Genomic DNA, 22,080 nt, shown 5'->3' with positions numbered 1-22,080 from the left:
TGCAGGAATATATTGATGAAGCATCCAAAGAATGAGCGTATGCCACACTTTATGCCAGAGAAATCATAAAAGTCTGTAATATCAAGGCATACACGAATTGAAGTAATTACCCCTACGCTCCACCAGACGAAATGAGAAGAGCCGCTGAAATCAACGAAAACGTTGAAATCAGCGGCTTTTTCAGTGTTCGGAAGATGTGCAATTATCCTCATTAAGATGCAAAAATGTGCCACTTTTTGAGCCACTGTACCACACTTTTGGCCAGTGTTTTGTATGCACAGTTGGAAAACGCACATTTACCACCATATTTTGGTTGGAAAACGTACAGAAAAAGTGCTTGGAAAACGTTACAAAAACTAGTACCGGCCAGTCACCAGCTTGTTTATCACCCGCGCAGTAAATCCCCAGATGCCGTGGCCTTCGTATTCGATGTAATACGTCTGGCCCGCTCTGCGGAATCTGCCGTAATTCTCTAGATAACCCCGGAGCTTTTCCGGCAGGGCAATTTCCTCCGTCACGGCAAGGTCGTAATGGGCAGGCCTGTTCTCGGACAGCCACCTGAGCGGAATGACAAACGTGCCAGCAACCTCGCAGTCGGAGAGAACGATGTTTTCGGCAGCGCGGCGCCCGACTTTCGCCAGAACGGGGCGGATAGCCTTTCCATCGGCCATGACCTCCGTTTCCATCTCCCTTATGACCTCGATGTGTTCCGGAGAGATTCCCAGCTCCTCGCGGGTCTCCCGGGCGGCCGCATCTACCGCGGTCTCACCCTCTTCTATTTTTCCTCCGGGAAAACAGATCTCTCCCGGCTGTTTCACGTATTCCGTGCGGATCTCCATGAGCAGCCCCTCTCCCTGCTCCGTCTCGACCAGGGGGACCAGGACCGCGTATCCGGCATTGCTCTTCTTTTCATCCACTTTGCAGTCACTCCACCATATTTTCCATTACAGCCCGACCGCCAGCAGCGCGAACCTCACGATAACCGCGCAGACCCAGGCGATCACGCACTGCCAGATCACCAGGCCGAAGGCTATTTTTCCGCCGAGCTCGCTCTTGATCGATGAGATCGCCGCCACACACGGCGTGTACAGCAGGCAGAATATAAGCAGAGCCATGGCCGACGGCAGAGACAGCGTCCCGGCAAGTCCCGCAGATGATCCGTACAGGATCGACAGAGTGGAGACAACGCTCTCCTTCGCCATGAATCCGGAGATGAGAGCCGTGGTTATCCGCCAGTTTCCGAATCCCGGCAGGGTGAACAGCGGTGCGATGAGGCCGGCCAGCATGGCCAGAACGCTGTTCTCAGGGTCGCTGGTCATGTGCATCGAGAGAGTGAAGTTCTGCAGGAACCATATTACGATATTCGCCACGAAGATCACTGTGAAGGCTCTCGTGAGGAAGTCCTTCGCCTTGTCCCAAAGGAGCCTCACCACGCTTTTCGCCTGCGGCATCCTGTAGTTAGGCAGCTCCATGACGAACGGCACGGCCTCTCCCTTGAAGGCAGTGTTTTTCATGATCAGCGCCGCCACGATACCCACCAGTATGCCGATGAGGTAGAGACAGACCATGATGAGCCCGCCTTTTCCAGGAAAAAATGCAGCCGTAAAGAAGCCGTAGATCGGCAGCTTCGCTGAGCAGCTCATGAACGGCGTCAGGATGATCGTCATCTTCCTGTCCCGGTCAGACGGCAGGGTCCTGCTGGACATGACCGCAGGCACGGTGCATCCGAAGCCGACCAGCATCGGCACTATGCTTCTCCCTGACAGTCCGATCTTTCTGAGCTGCTTGTCCATCACGAAGGCCACCCTGGCCATGTAGCCGGAATCCTCCAGGAGCGACAGGAAGAAGAACAGCGTCACGATTATCGGAATGAAGCTTATCACGCTTCCAACTCCGGTGAAAACGCCATCCACTATCAGCGATCGCAGGCCGTCCGACACGTTCGATGCCTTGAGCCCCGCATCGACCGCATTCGTCACCCAGCTGACGCCCGCCGCCAGCCAGTTCTGGAGCGCGGCGCCGATCACGTTGAACGTGAGCCAGAAAACCAGAGCCATGATGCCGATGAAAGCCGGGATAGCCGTGTGCTTTCCCGTGAGGATCCTGTCGATGGCCTCGGAGCGCTTGGATTCCTTGCTCTTCCTCGGCTTGATCACCGTGGCATCCACCAGCTTCCTGATGAACGAGAACCTCATGTCCGCGATGGCGGCGGACCTGTCCAGCCCCCTCTCCTCTTCCATCTGCTTTATGATGTGCTCGATCATCTCCTTCTCGTTCTGCTCCAGATGAAGAGCATCTTCTACGATGTGATCCCCCTCGATGAGCTTCGTGGCCGCAAACCTCACAGGGATCTCCGCCGCCTCCGCGTGGTCCTCGATGAGGTGCATGATGGCGTGGAGACAGCGGTGAACGGCGCCGCCATAGTCGTTATTGTCGCAGAAATCTATCCTGCCCGGCCTTTCCTGGTAGTGAGCCACGTGGATGCCGTGCTCGATGAGCTCGTCTACGCCCTGGTTCTTCGCCGCAGAGATAGGGACCACCGGGATCCCCAGCATTCCCTCCATCTCGTTTATGTCTACAGAACCGCCGTTTCCCACCAGCTCATCCATCATGTTGAGAGCCAGGACCATAGGCACGTCCAGCTCCATCAGCTGCATGGTGAGGTAGAGGTTCCTCTCGATATTTGTCACATCCACGATGTTGATTATCCCCGTCGGATGCTGCTTTATTATGAAGTCCCTGGTGACGATCTCCTCCCTGCTGTACGGGGACATGGAATAGATCCCCGGCAGGTCCGTCACGTCGGTGTTGCTGTGGTCTCTGATAGGCCCGCTCTTCTTGCTTACTGTAACGCCGGGAAAATTCCCCACGTGCTGGTTCGCCCCGGTGAGCTGGTTAAAAAGAGTTGTCTTTCCACAGTTCTGGTTCCCGGCCAGAGCGAAGGTGAGCGTCGTGTCGTCAGGAAGAGGGTTCTCGCCTTCCTTCACGTGATACCGGCCACCCTCTCCCAGGCCCGGGTGCTCCGACAGCCCCGGCTCCCTTCGAGCGACCTTTTCCTGCTTTTCACCGTCCTCCTGAAAAGCAGCGATCCTATCGATCTCGATCCGCCCCGCGTCGTCCAGCCGTATCGTCAGGCTGTATCCGTGGATGTTGATCTGCACCGGGTCGCCCATTGGTGCGAACTTCTCCACGGTCACCTCCGCGCCCGGGATCAGCCCCATGTCGAGAAAGTGCTGCCTCAGCGCTCCTTCCCCTCCAACAACGGTTATCCTGCCGGATTCTCCTGCTTTCAGTTCCTTTAGTGTCGTCATTTTGATAGTTTCCCCTTTTATTCTGCATACGCTGAATAATTATATTCTATTCCTGACTATTCTTCAATCCTTGGGACCCATTGGGCGCAATGCTGGCAAATGCCTTGAATTTTACAGTATTTGATGCGATAATTCTACAAATGGTACCGTGTTTTACAAAACCCGATGCAAGAATATTTATTCTTTTTTTTCAACTTTTATTCGAAAAAATTCTGATCCACGGAGGCCCCTATGAATAACGACCGCACAGATAACAAGGAAAAAGAGACCATCACCAAAGACCAGCCATACGTTCCGGACGCTAAGGAAACGAGAAGCCAGGTGGTCAAATTCGCTCTCTTCTCTGCTTCGGCTGGCATCATAGAGACCGTGGCATTCACCTTGATGAAGCTCCTTACACCGTTCAAATACTGGCCGTGCTACCTGGTGGCCCTGGTACTGTCGGTGCTCTGGAACTTCACCCTCAACAGGGAATTCACCTTCAAATCATCGAACAACGTGCCTAAGGCCATGTTTCTGGTTTTCCTCTTCTACTGCGTCTTCACCCCGGTATCCACGCTGGCTGGCAACTACCTTTCGGAGACGGCACACTGGAATGACTACGCCGTGCTGTTCACCACCATGGCCTGCAACCTTATAACGGAATACCTCTACGACAGGTTCGTGGTGTACAGGAACAGCATGAATACGAACGCAAGAGGGCAGAAGGCCCTGGAGAAAAAGAGAGCCGAAGAAGAGCAATCGAAATAGGATCAAAAAGGCCTCGAGAACGCGTCCCGAGGTCTTTTTTAAGTTTAGTCACACTTTTTTCGTTTCTACTTTCCGCTGATCTCACGCTAAAGAAATTCACTCGTCCCTCAGCCGCTTGAACGTCTCCACCAGCGTTCCCGCATCCCGGAGCGTCGGCACCCTGAGCCTGACACTGTTTTTTCCAAGAGGCTCGAACTCCGCTCCGCTGCAGGTGACGATGCCCCGATCCAGCAGCAGTCTCTGAAGATCCACACTATCATCCACGTGTCTCAGCAGACAGATCGGCACTCTGTCGTCGGTCTCGGCCATGATGATCCTGTCACCGCAGGCATCTCTCAGAGCGCCCTTTATTATGGCGAAATCCATCCCGTGCTCCTCCGGCTGCGTCCTGTACTTGAGAACAGCGGCGGTCAGGGCCCGTGATATCTCGTTCATCATGTACGGGTTGCTGACCTTTGCGATGTAGCTGACCAGCTTCTTGTTGGTTATTATGTAGCCGGCCCTGGCTCCAGCCAGGCCGAAGCCCTTGGAAAAAGTCCTCACGCTTATCATGCAGGTGTAGTCCGGCCCCAGAGTCACGGCCGATTCTTCTCTGGGGAGAAAGTCGGCATAGGCCTCGTCGATGAGGCAGTAGACGCCGAGCTTCTCGCACTTTTCAAGGACATTCCTCATCTCGTCCAGAGTAAGGCTCTGGCCCGTAGGGTTGTTTGGATTATCAATATATACGAGAGACGTGTTCTCGGTAATGGCATCGACGAGTCGATCCACATTTTCCCGGTAATTATCTTCTTCGAGGGTGTTCACGCCGTGTACTTTCATGCCCATTGTCCTCGCATATTCCACCATGTCAGTGAAAGTAGGCATAAAGCAGACCACCTCTGCCTCCGGCCTTGAAAGGACATTCACCAAAAGAGTAAGTGCCGTGACGCTTCCGTCTGTGAGGACCACGTTCTCAGGCTCGATGAAGGCATAGTCCTTCCAGTACTCCACCACCGCCTCTCTGGCCTCGGTGCTGTGGGGATACTGATACAGCCTCTCCACGTCGAAGTTCCTGATCACGTCTTCCACCACGTCCGGATATCCGTACGGGTTTATGCCGAGGCTGCAGTCCAGCATGTCCTCTGTAGCCTCCGGGGTGTTTTCGGCGTAGCTCCTGTGTTCCCCGAGGAGCTCTTCCCTGACCCTGTTTTTCATGTAATCCTCCTTCATGTGATCTGCCGTGTGATCCAGCCCTGATGGCCTCGCAGAGTTAGTCGCCCCACAAGCCTCACGTGTCTCACCGGTTATTGTTTCAACGATCAGTGGTCTTCTCCGGTCACGTCCTCCACGGATGTGACCGTGAGTATGCCCTCTTCTACTTTGAACCTGATGTTCTGTTCTCCGAATCTCATCCCGTGTTCCCTGGAGTCGCTCCGCTGATATCCAGACCTTGGATCCTGGCTCAGGACGCCCCTGAGAGCTGTTCTCAGTTCTTCGGGGACATTCTTCTCAAGCGTCTCCGGTATGATGACCTGCAGAACAGGCCAGTCGCTCTCCGTAAACCCGCCTCGTGCATCGGGCTTTGAATCCGAGTATGGCACGTATGGCTTGATGTCGTATATCGGCGTGCCGTCCATCAGGTCCGCACCACCGACGACGAGGATCATCCCATTTTCCGGATCCTTTCTCACTTCCAGGAGCCTCACGCAGGACAACCCGAGATAATTCGGCCTGACTGGAGACCGAGAAGCGAATACCCCGACCCGCCTGTTTCCCCCGAGCCTGGGAGGCCTGACGGTGGGAGACCACTCCCTTTTCCTGTTCCCGGAAAAGCCCCAGATCAGCCACAGGTAGTCGAAGCCTTCTATATCCCGCAGGCAGTTCTCGTCTCTGAAGTCCGGCGTGAAGACCACCTCACCCCGGAGCTCCGGCACCACTCCCGCCTGACGGGGGATGCCGTATTTTTCCCGGAGCTCAGTCCGGATATAGGCGACCGGTGAGATCGTCACCCTGTCTTCTGTTTCATCTCTGCTCATAGCGCTGCCACCCCGTCCCAGCTAGTGCATGAACATCTTGAGCAGCTTCAAGGTCAGCTTTCCGTAAGGCTGGTACCTGATAGGCATGTCCATCCATGTCTTCTTGTCCACGATCCCCTTGTAGTGGGAAAATGCCTTGAAACCGTTCAGGCCGTGGTATGACCCCATGCCGCTCTCCCCAACGCCGCCGAACGGCAGGCTGGTGCTGGCAAGATGTATGATGGTGTCGTTGATACAGCCGCCGCCGAACTGGCACTCGTTCATGAAGCGCCTTGCGGTCTTCTTTTTTTCCGTGAAAACATACAGCGCCAGCGGGTGCGGATGCGCGTTGATGACCCGTACCGCCTCGTCTGTGTCGCTGAAGGTCATGATCGGCACGAGCGGGCCGAAGATCTCCTCCTGCATCACCGGATCATCCCAGGTGATGTCCGTCATGACCGTCGGCTCGATCTGACGCGTCTCAGGATCCCCATCGCCGCCGAAAATGGTCTTTTCCTCGTCGATCAGCCCCATGATCCTGTTGTAGTGTTTTTCGTTGATGATCTTGCCATACGCCGGGTTCGACAGCGGATCCGATGTGTACTGCCTGATGATCTCGTCCACGATGGCGTCCGCCAGCTCGTCCCTGATGCTCTCGTGGCAGTAGACGTAGTCCGGAGCCACGCAGGTCTGCCCGCAGTTGAGGAGCTTGCCGAAGACTATCCTCCGGGCCGCCAGCCTGATGTTCGCCGTCTCGTCTACGACGCACGGGCTCTTTCCGCCCAGCTCCAGTATGAACGGAGTGAGGTGCTCTGCGGCCTTGGTCATTACCAGCTTTCCCACGGTCTTGCTCCCTGTGAAGAAGATGTGGTCGAACTGCTGATCCAGCAGGTACTGGTTCTCCGCCCTTCCGCCGGTGACGACGGCCACATACCTCTCCGGGAAGCACTCCTCGATTATGTCCTTGATCACTTTGCTCGTTGCCGGCGAATAAGCGCTCGGCTTCACCATGGCTGTGTTTCCCGCAGACAGGGCGTCCACCAGAGGTCCCATGGTCAGCAGGAACGGATAGTTCCACGGGCTCATGATAAGTACCGTTCCAAGGGGCGACGGCTTTTTCCAGCTGGTCGCCGCAAACTGGACCACCGGCGTGAACACCGGCTTAGGCGCCGCGAATACCGGTGTGTTCTTTATCATGTAGCTCAGCTCGTGAAGCACCATGCCGATCTCACACATGTAGCTCTCGGTATCGCTCTTCCCCAGGTCCTCATACAGCGCACGGCTGATGTCGTCGCAATGCCTGTCTATCGAATATTTCAGAGTCTTCAGGGCGGATATCCTGTTGCTCACCTTCAGGGTCCTCCCGGTCGCAAAAAACTCCTCCTGAAGCTCTCTTATCCTGATTATCTCAGACTTTTCCATCGTGCACCTCCATACAAAAGCCGATCCCCGTCCGGGGCGGATCGGTGCTTGAAAACACATCTCTGTATTGTTTATACAATTGACCATAAAATCGACTTCAGTATACCACAGGGCGGCTGATATTGTGATAGAATGGTTCACTCGGAAGGGAACTGACAGGAAGGGACATATGAGCGAGAAAAAGGAAAATTCGAAAAAGCGTGCTCTCGTGGCCATGAGCGGCGGTGTTGACAGCTCTGTAGCTGCGTATCTCACAGTAAAACAGGGATACGACACCCGTGGAGTCACGATGAAGCTCTACGACAACGACACCATCATGTGCAACAGCAGGACCTGCTGCAGTCTGGAGGATGTGGAAGACGCCAGAAGCGTCGCATTCAGACTTGGCATTCCTTATCATGTCTTCAATTTCAAGGACGAGTTCGAGGACCAGGTGATAAAGCCGTTCATCCACGCCTATGAGACGGGTTCCACACCGAACCCGTGCATAGACTGCAACAGATACATGAAGTTCCGCGCCCTCTGGATCAGGGCCCAGATGCTCCTCGAGGACTACATCGTCACCGGCCACTACGGGCGGATCCAGTACGACGGCGGCTCCGGCCGCTACCTGCTGAAAAAAGCCGTAGACCTCTCGAAGGACCAGAGCTACGTACTCTACTCCCTGACCCAGGATGAACTGGCACGAACTCTTTTTCCACTCGGAGAATTCACAAAGGACGTCACACGGCAGATCGCCGAGGAGCAGGGCTTCATAAACGCCCGCAAGAGAGACAGCCAGGACATCTGCTTCGTCCCGGATGGCGACTACGCGGGATTCATCTGCGGACACACGGGAAAGACGTATCCTCAGGGGGATTTTGTGGACATGGAAGGCAATGTGCTCGGACGCCACAAGGGGATCATCCACTACACTGTGGGCCAGCGCAAGGGTCTGGGGCTATCGCTGAAGGAGCCGATGTACGTGGTGAAGCTGGACACGGAGAAAAACCAAGTCATCCTCGGCCGGAACCAGGATCTCATGACACGGACCTTCACCGTAAAGGACTTCAACTGGATCGCCTGCTCTGTGCCAGGCTCCTCCATGAAGGCGGACGTCCGGATCCGTTACAGGCACCACGAGTCTTCGGCAGTGATCACGCCTCTCTCTGAAAACAGGGTGAGCATCACCTTCGACCAGCCTCAGCGGGCGATCACATCCGGTCAGTCTGCTGTGGCCTACGACGGCGATGTGGTCATCGGGGGCGGAGTGATCGAATAGATACGCCACGCGTCGCGCCGAACGCGTTACGACGTGATCTCGAAAACTTTTTCGAAGCACGAAAAAGGATGCTGCGCATTTTATCTGCGCGGCATCCTTTTTTTTGCATTGACCTGTTCGCTGCACCGCCTCAGTGATCACAGGCGGGCGTCCGCCTCCCTCTCCCTGGCGACCTTTTTCGTCTTTCGCTTGGGCCACAGGATGTGCACCAGCTTGTTCCTGGCTTCTTCCTCACCTATGAAGTAAAGGGTGTCACCTATGGTGATCACCGCATCCGGCCCGGGAGCAACGTTGTATTCCGAGTCGTGGCGGATGGCTATCACCGTCGCACCGCTGCGGTTCCACAACTGGAGATTTCCCAGAGTCACTCCTATGCAGTCACAGTCATCGTCGATCGTGACCTCCTGAGGAGAAAACGGAAAAGCATAGTACGTTCTCCTGCTCTGGATGTCCAGGTCGTTCACCAGCTTTGTCAGAGTGTTCAGCTCTTCCTCCTGTCGCCTTACGCACTCCAGGAGCGCCGCGATGGTCGTCCTGGAATCGTGAACGTCCTTGTGGTTCTGAATGAAGTCCTTAGCCTTTTCCTTGGAAAGAACATACACCCCACTTCCGTGGATGATCTCCACGGCTCCGACGTCTTCCAGAATATTGACAGCTCTGCGGACGGTCTCGGGAGAGGTATTGAAACTGCTGGCCAGGTCGGTCCTGGCGCTGAGTTTCGTCCCAACTCCGTATTTTCCCATAGCAATGCGGTCGGCGATGTCGACCGCGATCTGCTGATACCTTGGCATTGATGTTTTCTGCATATCGGCCCCTCTTCTACTTCCAGATCTACCTTGAGTAAACCTTTACCGATTATTTTAGAACTTTTCAGCGATCAAGTAAACAGAGGCAGAAGCATTGAGACGGGGTTATATGCAGCATAACGCGGTATTTAATTATCAATTTGATCTGCGACCCCATCAGAACATCATGTCGTCCATCGACGCCATTTCGTCATCATCCATGCTGTCTCTGACTGCTCCCATGATGGCATCAGCATGCTTTGCAAAAGATGCGCCATATTTGTGCTTCATGCCCATGTAGAACACTATTCCCAGAAGGAACCATCCGCCGGCCATTCCCCACTCCTGCATGGACAGGGTCGCACCGGATCCCGGAATGATATACATTGCGATCATTCCTCCTGACAGGATCACGGCCATGGTCCCCACGAACTTTCCGTGTCTGATCTTGTATGGCCTAGGCATATCAGGTTCCTTTTTCCTCAGCAACAGGAAAGAAATGGATACCATGCAATAAGCCAGGCAGCATCCCATGTTTCCTGCGTTCATGATCCACACCAGCATCTGCCTTCCCGCGAGAGGTGCCAGTGCTGAGGCTGCTCCGATAAGAAGGAGAGCGTTCACTGGAGTCTTGTATTCAGGATGCAGCTTTGCAAAAAACGTCGGGATCATATGCGCATCTGCCATGGACCACATCGCCCTGCTTCCTCCGATGAGGAAAGAATTCCAGCTGGTGATGATACCACAGGCTCCCGCGATTATCATGACCGAGGCAAGTGCTTTTATGTTGAAAGCCCTTGCGATCGCATCGGCAGTAACGAGTCCGGTCCCTGCCATGGATGCCTTTATCGCGTCATTCGGCATGAGCATCCCAACGCCCAGACATATGAGTGTGTAGAAGATGACCGCACAGATGATGGAGAACAGCAGCATCTTTCCGATTTTCTTTGGAGCCAGGTCTATCTCCTCCGCCGCCTGCGGGATCACGTCGAATCCGATGAAGAAGAACGGAGTGATAACAGCCATGCTCATTATGCTCTTGATGGCCGAACCAGAGCCGGTCCCGATGAACTGATGAGTCTCAACATTGGCGTAATCGCCTTTCATCATTGCAACTGCTATCAGGAAAATGCCTGCAGCACCTATGATCACTGTCAGGATCGTCTGCAGTTTCGCGGCCGTCTTAGCTCCCAGGATGTTGATCCAGGTCATGAATACAGCCACCGCCATGGCCAGTCCGACCCATGTTGCGTATACATCGAAACCAGCTACCGTGTACATGTAACCTTTAAGGAATCCCGGAAAAATATACGACACTATCGTAGGAAGAGCGCACGCCTCGTAGCACACAACGCTCACATATCCAAGGATTATAGCCCAGGTGCATACGAAGGAACCGTTCGGACCCATCGCCCTGTAGCTGAACACGTGCTCGCCGCCGCATTTCGGCATCGCCGGAGTCAGCTCCGCATAAGTCAGGCCTACGAAGAAAATAACTATTCCTCCGGCGACCCATCCAAAAGCCGCCCCCAGAACGCCTCCGCGCTCGATCCAGTCACCGACCGAGACCACCCAGCCCCAGCCGATCATGGCGCCAAAAGCTATGACCAGTATGTCCCAGGAACCCAGGACCTTGTCGAATTTAGAATTGCTTCCACCGTCATTCATAATAATATCCCTTTTTATGCTTTCTGACCACACATTAAAATAACCATGTTGTCTCTTTTGAGACAACACAAATATATCATTGTGTTGTCTCATGAGCAATGGATAAATTGTGAAACTTTTGTTTTTTTGTGTACAAAATTATTCTTCGATCACTGGTCGTGTTGGTGAAAAAGACAAGATCGATGAGCGACTGGTGGTGGGATGCGATGCACTCGCGCGGTGCGGATCTGGCGGTATCCACAATTTCCTCCGAAATTGTGGATGTTTCTATGCACAAAGCTGCATTAATACACAATAGTCACAATGAAGACCGGAAAAATCAACTGTTCAAGCGCAATGAGACCTGGATCACAGCTAAGACCTGCCCCCCGAATGTTGTCTCACAGAACTTGGACGACCATGCTTACAGATGCTGTGGAAGACACGAGCTCTGCCAAAAGTCACAAAACAGAAGAGGCATTCAAAACGACACGTCCTGTCGTTTTGAATGCCTCGTACTCAGTTGTTGTCCTCACTGCAGAGCTGATCCAGGGTGATGCCCATGATCTTTTCCAGGCTCTCGATGAACTGGCCTGTGTGCTCTTTGCTCTTGAGGATCTTTTCCACTTTTTCAGGGGTTATTCCCGGCTTGTGGATCAGATAGTCCATCCTTTCGTCAAGGCCGACGTAGTGGTTTTCCTTTACCACTCTGTCTGCCAGGCACAGGATGTCCTGCTCGTCCACGTTGGCAACGTCGTTGAATGGATAGTATTTCATGTGGTGGCGGACGAGGCCGGCCTCTTCTGGATATCCTTTTTTCTCCAGGATCTCGGCGCCGCGAAGGTCGTGGTCGGGCTGGACTCTCACCAGGTCGTGTACCAGGGCGGCGCCCCGGATCTCGTCGATGTCGAGGTGGTATCCGTGTTCGTTCAGCTTTTTGCCTATGAGCACCGCCACCCTCGCCACCTCGTTGCAGTGCTGCTGCACGTGTTCCGGTGTTTTGAATTCTTTGAAGAGCTCCTGCTGCTGTGTTTTACCGATGACCTTACTGTCCTGTCTAGCCTGTTTCACTTCTTCATCCATTTCTTTTTCCAATGCCGTCTCTGTCTCTGCTGCGCCGCTGCCTGCCCCGGCCGCTGATCTCGAAAGCGTACATGTTGCCTGGGCCGCCGATCCCGAATGCGCCTGTGCTGCCGGAACCGCTGCTCCGACGTCGGCCAGGAATCAGAAAACCCGCACGGCCCCGGTCGCTGCCGCATATCATATCACATTTTTTTGCAGTTCAGCCGCATCAGTCAATGCTGTTGAAGACCTTTATGTGCCTCAGGGCATTCTGGTACATGCCCTCCGTCATGGCGGTGCTCATGTCGAAGAACGTGTGATTGCCGTCACCAGCAAGATAGTCGGCGGCCTCCTTAGTGACTCTCTTGAAGCTGGCTGTGCCGATGTTTATCTTGCTGATGCCGAGGGAAACGGCCCGCTGAAAATCCTCGTCTGTCAGGCCGCTGCCGCCGTGGAGCACAAGAGGTCTTCCTGCTTTTTCATTTATCTGTTCCAGTATATCAAAGGCCAGAACAGGTGCAACCGGATAATCTCCATGTGCGTTCCCGATGGCCACCGCCAGGCAGGCAATACCAGTCTCATCGCAGAACTGACGGGCGAGGCCCGGATTCGTGCATTTGATCCCGTGGTCGCTCAGACCATCCTCTGAACCCCCGACCAGACCGAGCTCTCCCTCTGTAGAAGCACCGTAAGAAGAAGCGAGCTTCACAGCCTCTCTTGTCCCCCTGATGTTTTCCTCGAAAGGATCAGTTGATCCATCGTACATAACTCCCGTGAACCCGTATTCCAGGGCACGCTTCATCACCCCAAGATCCCTGCAGTGATCCATGTTCACGGCGATCTCGACACCTGCCTCCCGGGCTCCCTGGACCATCATCGGTCCCATGAGCTCCAGCGGCGAGTACTTCAGGAGCCTCTCCGCGATCTGGATGATGATCGGGATCTGCAGCTCTTCGGCCGCCCTGATGGCGCCCCTCACCATCTCCATGCTGCCCACGTTGAAGGCGGGAACGCATTTTCCCTGAGCGTGAGCTCTTTCCACCAGCTCACCAGTTGTAACTAAAGACATGGCAGTCCTCCTTGCCGGGACACCCGGCGGGTCGTAAAAGTTTCTTCGTTCTGCCGGGACATCCGGCGGATCGTAAAGTGCTTTTTCCAGGAAAAAACAGGCTGCCGCGATGCGCAGCAGCCTGTGGAATTATTTTGCGGGGTCACAGGAAAATGCTGAGGATGATGACCTCCACGACGCCCACAGCCCAGGCTATGGTCGAAGTGACGGACCAGATCTCCAGCTGCTCCTTTGCCTCGGAGACTCCCAGTGTCCTGTTCACTACCCAGAAGTAGGAATCGTTGAAGTATCCGAAGAACAGGGATCCCACGCAGCATGCAACGGCTCCGAGGAGCAGATTTGCATTTGCAGCTGCCAGTATTGGAGCGGAAATGGAAGCCGCTGTTGTCATTGCTACCGTTCCGGAGCCCTGGATGAATCTCATGGCTGTGGAGATGACCAGAGGCAGGACGATCAGCGGAATAGCTGCCTTTGCCATGCCGTCGGCGATGTAGTTTCCAAGGCCGGAATCCTTGATGATCTGTCCGAGGGCTCCGCCGCCTCCGGTAACCAGCATGATGATGCCGGCAGATGCCATTCCCTTTTCCATCTCCTTGAGGAGAGTGTTTCTGTCGAACTTTCTCCCCAGTGTGAAGATGGCACACAGGAGGCCAAGTCCCACGGCGATGATAGGCTGACCGAGGAAGATCAGGATCTTCAGGAATGAGTTGGTGGTTCCTACCGCAGTAGCAACTGTGTTGATGAGGATCAGCAGGATCGGCAGGATCAGAGGCATGAAGGACTCCAGTGTTCCAGGGATGCCTTCCATATCCATGTTGAACGCTGCCTCGTAATCAGGCTCCTGATACTCGGCCTCTACGATCTCGCCCTCGCTGTTTACGACCCTGTAGAACTTCTTTGCCAGGTGCTTTCTTGCATAGAAGATGCAGGCGATAGCCATAGGCAGCGCCAGCACTAGCGTGATGAGGATGAACTTACCAACATCGATGCCGAAGATACCGCAGACTCCAAGAGGGCCCGGCGTAGGCGGAACCAGCGAGTGAGTGATAACGAGTCCTGCAGCCAGGGAAACGCCCAGGCCGATGACGGACTTCTTAGTGGTCTCGGACAGGGCCTTCGCCACTGGAGAAAGTACGATGAATCCGGAGTCGCAGAAAATAGGAATGGAAACCAGGAATCCTGTGAATGCCAGGGCTTCCTCCTCACGGCCCTTGCCGAACAGGTGGAGGAAGGAGTATGCCATCCGTTTTGCGGCACCCGAGCATTCGAAGATCTGCCCCATCATAACACCGAAACCGATGATGATACCGATGCTGCCCAGGGTCCCTCCGAATCCTGTGGTGATAGAGTTTACGATGCCGAAAGGCTTTTCAACTCCATCAATTGTTATTGTTATCGTGTTCAGCGGCATGCCGCCGATAACACCAACGATGACCGTCGTAACGATCAGCGCCAGGAATGCCTGGATCTTGGTCCTGAGGACCATGAAGATCAGGCAGGCGATACCGATCAGCAGAGCGATCAGCATCCTTTGGCCATCTAACCCATAAACCATAGTATCTCCCTTCTGAACTTGGCTTTATTAAAAAAATATTATATCATTGGCCGTTATTTCGCGAAAAAAGGTGCGTATTTCGCGGCCAGCCTTACGGCCTCTTTCATGCTCACGGCGCCTGCGATGCCCTTTCCGGCGATGTCGAATGCCGTGCCGTGATCCACGGAAGTCCTGAGTATAGGCATTCCGTTCGTGATGGAAATAGTCCTGTCAAAATCCAGTGTCTTTGTGGCTATGTGCCCCTGGTCGTGATAGAGAGAAAGCACGCTGTTGTACTTCCCGAGGGCTGCCTGGTGGAACACGGAGTCGGCCGGAACGGGTCCCGCCACGTCATATCCCATGGACTTGAGCTCCTCGACCGCAGGTGCGATCTCCTCCACCTCTTCCCATCCGAAAAGCCCGTGCTCTCCGGAGTGAGGATTCAGACCTGCCACTGCCATGGTGCCCTCCGTCACTCCCAGCCTCCTGAGGGCGTCGGTGCACCTCTGCACGTAGTCGATGATCCTGTCTTTCTTGATGTCGTCAAGCATGTCCCTGAGGGATTTGTGTCTCGTCAGGAAAAAGACTCTCAGACCGTTGGTCTCGAACATGGTGAGCGGGTCCTCAGTTCCCGTCAGCGCGCCGAATATCTCGGTGTGCCCGATGTAATTGACGCCCGCGGCGTGCAGCGACTCCTTGTTGATAGGCGTCGTGGCGACCGCATCCGCCTTTCCTGCCATGGTGATTTCTATGCTCTTTGCGATGTAGTCATAGGCCGCCTGTCCGCACATGGCGCTCACCTTGCCGTACTGGAATTCATCCATGTCGATGTTGTCCAGATCTATCATGTTGAGTACTCCCTTGCGGAAGTCTCCGTCCTCAGGCTCCTCGCACAGGTGGATCTCCAGGTCTGCATCCACGATGGATATGGCCTTCTCCATTATCTTCCTGTCTCCGACTATGATGCAGTTGGCGATATTGAAGATTTCCTCGTCGTCTATCGTCCTCGCCACGATCTCCGGGCCGATCCCTGCGGGATCTCCCATGGTGACCGCAATAAGTGATTTTGCCATCTTTGCCTCCATATTTACAAATGCATTTATATATACAGTTTTTCCTTGAGATAGGTGATGCACTGGTTGATGGCATCCACCCCTCCCTGGCTTCCGCCCTTTGTGATGATATGGACTCCGTCGAACTCTCCGCCGAGGAATTTTCCATATGCCGCCAGAGGAAGCACCTCGTCCCTCAGCCTGAGGCCGCTGGTGCCGAACCTCCTGCAGACGGAGATGGTTATGTCTCCCCCGCTGGTGTACATGGCTCCAAAGGTCCTGTCTGCGGTGAACACCCTGTAGGCGATCTCCGCCATGGCCTGATTTATAACGTCCGTGGCATCCTCAAGAGTGCAGCCGTGCTTATCCATGTACGGGCCGAAATCGATCCTGTTTTCCGGGTAGATCCCGTCTCCACACACCGTGGATATCTGGTGCCTGTCCGCATCCTTCAGGACGGCTTCTACGACCCTTCCGATCTCCTTTTCCCGGGCCTCCGGGCTCTCCAGGAACTTCGCCGTCTCCACCAGCACGGAATTTGTATCCTGGGAGAGCCAGAGCTGCTCCATCTGGGCCTTCGCGTTCGGATGTACAGATCCCACGACCGCCAGGATCCTCTTGTCCGCCCGGTCTTCCTTAGGTTTGATCAACTTCCTGGCCATTGTGGCCGTGAAAACTCCCGGATCCACCGCCACGATCTTCAGCCCGCTCTCTATCACGGCGTCTCCAATAAGGTCGAGGTCCTCCTGTGTGATGCAGTCGAATGATATTATCCTGATCCCACGGGCAGCCAAGTCCTTCATTTTCCTGGCAACACTGCCGCTTCCCTCCATGAGGTCGCTGATGTCCAGCGTCCCTACCGGGTATTTGCTCTGGCTCCTGTAGATCTCGGCAACGTCGGACACCTTCACCGGGCACTTCGGGTCGATGGCGATACTGGTCTTGTGGAGCGGGATGCCGTTCACCAGCATGTATCCTCCGCAGATGATCCTGCCGGTGGCCGGAAAGCACGGTGCCGACACCGCTATATAATCCTCGCCCAGGCAGTCAAGCATGGCGTCCGTCTCGCTCCCCAGGTTGCCCCTGAGAGTGCTGTCTATCCTGTGGGAATAGAGGAGCACGTCCCGGGACATCAGCCTGCTGCAGGCGTCGTACACCGCGGAGTAGGCCTCTTCCCTGGAAAAGCCCCGGCTGTTCGCCGGGTATATCAGGCAGTCGCAGCTGTCCAGGGTGTTCTGGTCGATGGCGTCCATGTTGAGAACGGTGTGAGCCACGTACTTCATTTTCTTGAGCAGGACCCCCGTGGCGTTTCCTCCAGTGAGATCATCTGCTATTACAACACATTCCGACATGCTGCTTCCTTCCTATTTCATGAGGACTTTTACGGCGTCCCTTAGCGTCTCCACTTCCCCAACGTTTCCCGGGAAGATGACATATGGAGTCAGCGGGAACCTGCTCTCGTCCCCTGTCTGCCAAACCGGGATGCCCGGCATGATCTGTCCGAGGACGTTCGCCTTCTTCACCTTGAGGGCCTTGGTTCCAACGTCGCTGGAGGTGATCCCGCCCTTTGCTATAACGAAGCTCGGGGTAACGGAAAGCCTTCCCACCAGTGACTGAACGGCGTCTGAGATCTTAACCGAAAGCCTCAGCTCGTCCTCCTTGTCTCCCGTGTCTGCAGTTATCAGCTTTCTCGTGGTGTAGCAGCAGACGGTCTTGCCGGATCTTATGGCCTTCTCTTCGAGGTCGAGGCATCTCTCCACTTCTCTTGAAAAAGCTTCGTCGTCTCTCACGAGTGTTGCGTCGAGCTCGACGAACTCGATGTTGTCCAGTGTCTTGAGGCACTCCAGCTGCTTTGTGGTCTTCTCGGTATGTGATCCCACCACGATCACACCGCCGTTGTCCGTCTCCTTCACCACCATCTTTTCCCTGGTGAGGAGAGGCTGGTCCGTGACGCCTCCCATGACCTTCACGATGGACGCTGCGGTACGGAACATGAAGTTCTTTCCCTCTCTCATGGCTCTGAAAAGCGCCACGCAGAACACCTTCAGGTCCGGATAGTCCACCGCGTTCACCACGATCTTGTTGAAATCCTTCACAGCCATGAGCTGCTCCTGGATCCTGTCGTAGTCGCAGTTGTGGATGTCCTCAGCGGAGATGCATGTCACGTCCTCTGCCTTGAACCTTCCGCCGGTCTTCTCCTCTACGTACTCAGGCATGGTGTACGCGGAGTACCCGAATGTCTTGTCCTTTGCGAACTCCGTCTCACAGGCAGGTACCAGCTGATCTCCGTATTTCACGTAGTGGATGTTGTTTATGGTGAAGCGGCCGCCTTCCTTGAAAAACGGGCAGAGTATCTCACCGTCGATCTTCCTTCCGGTGTTGGTCTCGTACTCGTCGCGCAGGATCTCAGGCTCCAGAGGATAGTGGCCTCTGAGGGTGCTGTCGCTCCTGCTGATGAAGATGTAGTCTTTTCCAGTCTCTTTTGCGGCCTGGTGCACGACCTCGCCGATCTCTTTGTGGACTTTCTCTGTCTGCTCAGCCGTGAAACCTCTGGAGTTGGTGAGCACGTAGAAGAGATCGTTCTCTTCCATGAATCCCGCCTTCATGCTATCCAGGTCCCAGCTGGTGTATACCGAGATGTCGTGGACCGTCTGGACACCGGTAGGATCATCGTCCAGCACGACGATCTTCTTGTCGTTCTTTCTGAGTTCTTCCTGGAGGAGCTGGTCCACCTGATCCTCCGGGATCTGCTTGAAGCTGCTCAGTACGTCAGTGCTAATCGACATGATCAGTTCTCCTTTTCCACAGAAACGTCTGCAAGAGCCTCGAAGTACTGCACAATGCCGGAGTGATCGTCACCCAGGTGTCCGTGGACTTTGAGGGACTGCATGATCTCATAGAGCTGGGCTGTATAAGGGATCGGCACGTCGATGGCATGAGCCGTCTTCACAACGTTGGTGATGTCCTTGTGGTTCACCTTGATGGTGCCGCCAGGAACGAAGTTGTGCTCGATCATCATAGGAGCCTTGGCGTCCAGCACAGAAGAGCCTGCCAGCCCGCTCCTGATGGCCTGGTAGACTTTCTCAGGGTCTGCTCCTGCTTTCTTAGCAAATACCAGTGCCTCCGATACGATGGCGATGTTGTTGTTTACGATGATCTGGTTTGCAAGCTTGGCGATGCTGCCGCCCCCCGACTCACCGATCCTGAGTACGGAGCTCGCATACGCCTGGAGATACGGCTCTGCCTTTTCAAAGATATCCTCATCTCCTCCGACCATGATGGCCAGGGATCCTGCGATGGCTCCCGGCTCTCCGCCAGATACAGGGGCGTCCAGGAATCCGATCCCCTTCTCCTTCAGGCCGTCGTAGCACTCTTTAGACTCCACCGGCGTAACGGAACTGTGGTCTATTATGATCCCGCCCTTCTTCATGGAAGAGGCGACTCCTTTTTCTCCGAAGATCACAGATTTCACTATTGCTGCTGTCGGGAGGATCATCATCACGATGTCGCACTGGCTTCCCATCTCCTCGTAGCTTCCCGATGTGGCGCCCATGCCGACCAGCTCGTCCACCAGATCCTGGTTCAGGTCGGTGACCATCACGTCGTGACCCGCCTCCACCAGGTGCTTAGCCATTGGACGGCCCATGATCCCCAAGCCTATAAATCCTAATTTCATTTCTGCACATCCTTTCTCGCACATGAACCTGAATTTACAGTTTGCTTATGAATAGTTTACAGAAATTTAGTATGAGTAACAAGTGCATATAAAGTTTATTGTTATGCACATCAAAGAATCATGCATTATGCAACGTTTTTTATTTTGCATCCCGCTTTGTTTTCGCGTCAGTTTCTGTCCCTTTGTCTCTTGCCATAGAACATGCGATCCCCGCGAGACATATCAGGGCGAAAACGAGAAACGACACGTGGATCATTTTCATCAGGACCGGCGCTGTCGCACCTTCGTAAGTTCCTTTTCCAAGGACCACACCCGTTACTATATTGAGTACAGCCATCCCAGAAGACTGTCCGTAAGTCCTCATCGTTGCGATTATAGAGTTTGCTACTCCGTAATCAGAAGAATCGACGCAACTCATTATCGCGTTGTTGTTAGGCGATGAGAACATCGCAAAGCCAAGGCCTGCCAGGGAAAGCACGGCAACGATGTATGCTGTTGGTGCGTGTTCCGGAAGGACTGCGAGCATCCCAAGAGCAAATGCGCAAAGGCTCATTCCGCGACTGGCAAGCAGGGACGGCCGGATCCGGTCGGACAGAGCCCCCATCTTTGGGGACAGGATCGCCTGGACCGCCGGCATGAAGATGATGATAATTCCGGCCTTGTCGGAACTGAAGCCTTTTATCATCTGGAGATAAATGCTGACCTCGTAGGTTATTGCGAATGTGGCGCCATAATTCAGGAGTGCAGCCAGGTTGGAAAAGGTAAATGTTCTGCTCGATGTGAACATGGAGACCTTCACCAGCGGGTTTTCCGCCTTCGATTCCCAGCCGAAGAAACCAGCTATCATAATCACACCGGCGATCAGGATCGCCTCGGCTCTCCTTGAAACAGTAAGATCTGTAAGGCCGTATAAGCTCATCACCACAGCTGTAATGTAGAGCAAGGCTCCTGCCTTGTCCATTTTTTCGTTTTTTGCTGTCCTGTTGTCGGCGGGCACGCCTTTCACGCTGACACAGAAAGCCACAGCGGCTGTCAAAGCAGAAAGAATGAATATCGCTTTCCAGCCCAGCGTTCTGTTCATGACTCCACCGAGGGCGGGACCCAGAGTAAGACCTGCGTATGTTGCTGCGACGGACAGCCCGAGGACCCTTCCCTGCATTTCTCTGGGATGAGCTTTGATCAGTATCGAATTGTTCGTGGCAAACATCATTGCGCCGCAAGCTCCCTGGAGTGTACGGCAGGCAAGGAGAAAGCCTATGTTCGTGGAAAAAGCGCTGGCCAGCGACAGCAAACCGAAGCCGGCTATTCCCGTGAGAAAGACTTTTTTCATTCCTGCTGCGTCTGCGATCTTTCCGAAAGGAAGACTCATTGCCGCTACCGCCATCGTATATGCGCTCACCACCCATCCTATCGTTGCAGCATTCACATGGAAATAGCTTTCAAGTGCTGGTATCGACAGGTTAAGGGCGCTGCTCATGAACGTCGTTATGAAAGCAGTCACCATTGCGGCTCCCAGGACCGGCTTATCCAAATGATCATCTATTTTCTGAATAGATACGTCCTCTTTCAATTGCTGTCCTCCTTCGTGCTATTGCATATATGACTACAGCCATTATATATCCCTGGCAGATAGTATGCAGAATCATAACCACCAGTTGAACTGGTGGTTTGTCCTTGCCCTAAAAGGGCCTGTTACTTGCAGGCGTCTTAAGACGCACCGAAATAGACTGCCAACCGCATCTCTATTTTCCGGCTGCGCCTAAGGGCGCTTTTTATTATGCCTTCGTATTCTTGCTACCCGTGAACGGGTCTATGTACTCCTTCAATGTTAATTGATCATTTGCGATATCTTCTTGCAGTTGGTTTCGTATGTATTCTGCGATTGCCTTTTTGTTTCTGCCAACTGTATCGACATAATAGCCACGGCACCAGAAATGCCTGTTCCCATACCGATATTTCATATTCGCATGTCTGTCGAATATCATCAGTGAGCTTTTTCCCTTCAGATATCCCATCACTTGCGATACGCTGTATTTTGGCGGAATTGATATCAGCATGTGTACATGATCAGGGCACAACTCCGCTTCTATTATTTCTATGCCTTTCTGATCACACAACTGCCTAAGTATCTTGCCAATATCCTCTTTTATTTTTCCGTAGATAATTTGTCTCCTGTACTTCGGCGCAAACACTACGTGATACTGACACCGCCACTTCGAATGTGTTAAACTATTGATGTCGGTTTTGGTAATATTACCCATCGATTTATTCCTCCTTTGTTACATGAGTGCGGTTGGAAGCCTCATTCATGATATCACAGGAGGTTTTTTCTTGAAGCTAAAGCTTCTTACTCCACCGGCTTAGCCGGTGGTTTTTTTACACTAAAGATCACNAATCATAACCACCAGTTGAACTGGTGGTTTGTCCTTGCCCTAAAAGGGCCTGTTACTTGCAGGCGTCTTAAGACGCACCGAAATAGACTGCCAACCGCATCTCTATTTTCCGGCTGCGCCTAAG

The 22,080-nt window shown here is 53.9% G+C and carries 19 protein-coding genes; 2 read left to right on the top strand and 17 right to left on the bottom strand.

Translation table 11 applies throughout. The features are described 5' to 3' along the window. The 3 genes from BQ7382_RS09585 to feoB all read right to left on the bottom strand — a co-directional run. On the bottom strand, nt 1-212 hold a 212-nt coding region (locus BQ7382_RS09585), incomplete at its 3' end, for a hypothetical protein (RefSeq protein WP_205408159.1). A 144-nt stretch (nt 213-356) separates the two neighbouring features. Beyond that, nucleotides 357-917 carry an NUDIX hydrolase gene (locus BQ7382_RS02985; protein WP_159437209.1) on the bottom strand — a complete coding sequence of 187 codons (561 nt, stop codon included), beginning with the start codon at nt 915-917 and terminating at the stop codon, nt 357-359. A gap of 27 nt (nt 918-944) precedes the next feature. After that, entirely contained in the window at nt 945-3,311 is a 2,367-nt protein-coding gene (feoB, locus tag BQ7382_RS02980; RefSeq protein ID WP_077390639.1) for a ferrous iron transport protein B, read from the bottom strand. A 231-nt stretch (nt 3,312-3,542) separates the two neighbouring features. Here feoB and BQ7382_RS02975 point away from each other — a divergent pair, with 231 nt between their 5' ends. After that, nucleotides 3,543-4,061, top strand: coding sequence for a GtrA family protein (locus tag BQ7382_RS02975; RefSeq protein WP_077390638.1), 519 nt, complete (start codon nt 3,543-3,545; stop codon nt 4,059-4,061). A 96-nt stretch (nt 4,062-4,157) separates the two neighbouring features. On the opposite strand, the gene BQ7382_RS02970 is transcribed toward BQ7382_RS02975, so the two are convergent. The 3 genes from BQ7382_RS02970 to BQ7382_RS02960 all read right to left on the bottom strand — a co-directional run bounded on the left by BQ7382_RS02970 (nt 4,158) and on the right by BQ7382_RS02960 (nt 7,477). Then, nucleotides 4,158-5,270 carry a pyridoxal phosphate-dependent aminotransferase gene (locus tag BQ7382_RS02970; RefSeq protein ID WP_077390637.1) on the bottom strand — a complete coding sequence of 371 codons (1,113 nt, stop codon included), beginning with the start codon at nt 5,268-5,270 and terminating at the stop codon, nt 4,158-4,160. Between the two features lie 89 nt (nt 5,271-5,359). Further along, nucleotides 5,360-6,076 carry a tRNA (N6-threonylcarbamoyladenosine(37)-N6)-methyltransferase TrmO gene (tsaA, locus tag BQ7382_RS02965; protein WP_077390636.1) on the bottom strand — a complete coding sequence of 239 codons (717 nt, stop codon included), beginning with the start codon at nt 6,074-6,076 and terminating at the stop codon, nt 5,360-5,362. Between the two features lie 21 nt (nt 6,077-6,097). Next, on the bottom strand, nt 6,098-7,477 hold the full coding sequence (locus BQ7382_RS02960; RefSeq protein ID WP_077390635.1) for an aldehyde dehydrogenase: 1,380 nt from the start codon (nt 7,475-7,477) through the stop codon (nt 6,098-6,100). 169 nt (nt 7,478-7,646) lie between these two features. On the opposite strand from BQ7382_RS02960, the gene mnmA reads away from it, so the two are divergent. After that, on the top strand, nt 7,647-8,738 hold the full coding sequence (gene mnmA / locus BQ7382_RS02955) for a tRNA 2-thiouridine(34) synthase MnmA (RefSeq protein WP_077390634.1): 1,092 nt from the start codon (nt 7,647-7,649) through the stop codon (nt 8,736-8,738). 137 nt (nt 8,739-8,875) lie between these two features. Here the strand turns inward: mnmA and BQ7382_RS02950 are convergent, their stop codons facing one another. The 11 genes from BQ7382_RS02950 to tnpA form a co-directional block, all read right to left on the bottom strand. Next, nucleotides 8,876-9,544 carry a TrkA C-terminal domain-containing protein gene (locus BQ7382_RS02950; protein WP_077390633.1) on the bottom strand — a complete coding sequence of 223 codons (669 nt, stop codon included), beginning with the start codon at nt 9,542-9,544 and terminating at the stop codon, nt 8,876-8,878. A 156-nt stretch (nt 9,545-9,700) separates the two neighbouring features. Beyond that, a complete protein-coding gene (locus tag BQ7382_RS02945) occupies nt 9,701-11,191 on the bottom strand; it encodes an APC family permease (RefSeq protein WP_077390632.1) in 1,491 nt (496 codons plus the stop codon). A 498-nt stretch (nt 11,192-11,689) separates the two neighbouring features. After that, a complete protein-coding gene (locus BQ7382_RS02940) occupies nt 11,690-12,253 on the bottom strand; it encodes an HD domain-containing protein (RefSeq protein WP_077390631.1) in 564 nt (187 codons plus the stop codon). A 208-nt stretch (nt 12,254-12,461) separates the two neighbouring features. Then, a complete protein-coding gene (locus BQ7382_RS02930) occupies nt 12,462-13,301 on the bottom strand; it encodes a class II fructose-bisphosphate aldolase (RefSeq protein WP_077390629.1) in 840 nt (279 codons plus the stop codon). Between the two features lie 142 nt (nt 13,302-13,443). Beyond that, the gene (locus tag BQ7382_RS02925) at nt 13,444-14,856 is read right to left on the bottom strand and encodes a GntP family permease (RefSeq protein ID WP_077390628.1); all 1,413 of its coding nucleotides are present in this window, start codon (nt 14,854-14,856) and stop codon (nt 13,444-13,446) included. Nucleotides 14,857-14,909: 53 nt separating this feature from the next. Continuing rightward, nucleotides 14,910-15,908 carry a 4-hydroxythreonine-4-phosphate dehydrogenase PdxA gene (pdxA, locus tag BQ7382_RS02920; protein ID WP_077390672.1) on the bottom strand — a complete coding sequence of 333 codons (999 nt, stop codon included), beginning with the start codon at nt 15,906-15,908 and terminating at the stop codon, nt 14,910-14,912. 26 nt (nt 15,909-15,934) lie between these two features. Beyond that, nucleotides 15,935-17,239, bottom strand: coding sequence for a four-carbon acid sugar kinase family protein (locus BQ7382_RS02915; protein ID WP_077390627.1), 1,305 nt, complete (start codon nt 17,237-17,239; stop codon nt 15,935-15,937). 12 nt (nt 17,240-17,251) lie between these two features. Further along, on the bottom strand, nt 17,252-18,673 hold the full coding sequence (locus BQ7382_RS02910; protein WP_077390626.1) for a four-carbon acid sugar kinase family protein: 1,422 nt from the start codon (nt 18,671-18,673) through the stop codon (nt 17,252-17,254). Nucleotides 18,674-18,675: 2 nt separating this feature from the next. Beyond that, nucleotides 18,676-19,587, bottom strand: a complete 912-nt coding sequence (locus BQ7382_RS02905) for an NAD(P)-binding domain-containing protein (RefSeq protein WP_268874712.1) — start codon at nt 19,585-19,587, stop codon at nt 18,676-18,678. Between the two features lie 115 nt (nt 19,588-19,702). Further along, the gene (locus BQ7382_RS02900; RefSeq protein ID WP_077390624.1) at nt 19,703-21,133 is read right to left on the bottom strand and encodes an MFS transporter; all 1,431 of its coding nucleotides are present in this window, start codon (nt 21,131-21,133) and stop codon (nt 19,703-19,705) included. A gap of 205 nt (nt 21,134-21,338) precedes the next feature. After that, nucleotides 21,339-21,824 carry an IS200/IS605 family transposase gene (gene tnpA, locus BQ7382_RS02895; protein ID WP_077390623.1) on the bottom strand — a complete coding sequence of 162 codons (486 nt, stop codon included), beginning with the start codon at nt 21,822-21,824 and terminating at the stop codon, nt 21,339-21,341. Between the last annotated feature and the right edge of the window lie 256 nt (nt 21,825-22,080).

Origin of the sequence: Mobilibacterium timonense (assembly GCF_900155555.1) — a bacterium.
Lineage (GTDB): Bacteria > Bacillota > Clostridia > Peptostreptococcales > Anaerovoracaceae > Allobaileyella > Allobaileyella timonense.
This window is presented reverse-complemented; position numbering and strand designations above follow the sequence as displayed.

Bases quoted from the DNA above. Each gene is read 5' to 3' on its own strand.
- feoB (WP_077390639.1), bottom strand. From the start codon at position 3,311: ATGACGACACTAAAGGAACTGAAAGCAGGAGAATCCGGCAGGATAACC.
- BQ7382_RS02975 (WP_077390638.1), top strand. From the start codon at position 3,543: ATGAATAACGACCGCACAGATAACAAGGAAAAAGAGACCATCACCAAA.
- BQ7382_RS02970 (WP_077390637.1), bottom strand. From the start codon at position 5,270: ATGAAGGAGGATTACATGAAAAACAGGGTCAGGGAAGAGCTCCTCGGG.
- tsaA (WP_077390636.1), bottom strand. From the start codon at position 6,076: ATGAGCAGAGATGAAACAGAAGACAGGGTGACGATCTCACCGGTCGCC.
- BQ7382_RS02960 (WP_077390635.1), bottom strand. From the start codon at position 7,477: ATGGAAAAGTCTGAGATAATCAGGATAAGAGAGCTTCAGGAGGAGTTT.
- mnmA (WP_077390634.1), top strand. From the start codon at position 7,647: ATGAGCGAGAAAAAGGAAAATTCGAAAAAGCGTGCTCTCGTGGCCATG.
- BQ7382_RS02950 (WP_077390633.1), bottom strand. From the start codon at position 9,544: ATGCAGAAAACATCAATGCCAAGGTATCAGCAGATCGCGGTCGACATC.
- BQ7382_RS02945 (WP_077390632.1), bottom strand. From the start codon at position 11,191: ATGAATGACGGTGGAAGCAATTCTAAATTCGACAAGGTCCTGGGTTCC.
- BQ7382_RS02940 (WP_077390631.1), bottom strand. From the start codon at position 12,253: ATGGATGAAGAAGTGAAACAGGCTAGACAGGACAGTAAGGTCATCGGT.
- BQ7382_RS02930 (WP_077390629.1), bottom strand. From the start codon at position 13,301: ATGTCTTTAGTTACAACTGGTGAGCTGGTGGAAAGAGCTCACGCTCAG.
- BQ7382_RS02925 (WP_077390628.1), bottom strand. From the start codon at position 14,856: ATGGTTTATGGGTTAGATGGCCAAAGGATGCTGATCGCTCTGCTGATC.
- pdxA (WP_077390672.1), bottom strand. From the start codon at position 15,908: ATGGCAAAATCACTTATTGCGGTCACCATGGGAGATCCCGCAGGGATC.
- BQ7382_RS02915 (WP_077390627.1), bottom strand. From the start codon at position 17,239: ATGTCGGAATGTGTTGTAATAGCAGATGATCTCACTGGAGGAAACGCC.
- BQ7382_RS02910 (WP_077390626.1), bottom strand. From the start codon at position 18,673: ATGTCGATTAGCACTGACGTACTGAGCAGCTTCAAGCAGATCCCGGAG.
- BQ7382_RS02905 (WP_268874712.1), bottom strand. From the start codon at position 19,587: ATGTGCGAGAAAGGATGTGCAGAAATGAAATTAGGATTTATAGGCTTG.
- tnpA (WP_077390623.1), bottom strand. From the start codon at position 21,824: ATGGGTAATATTACCAAAACCGACATCAATAGTTTAACACATTCGAAG.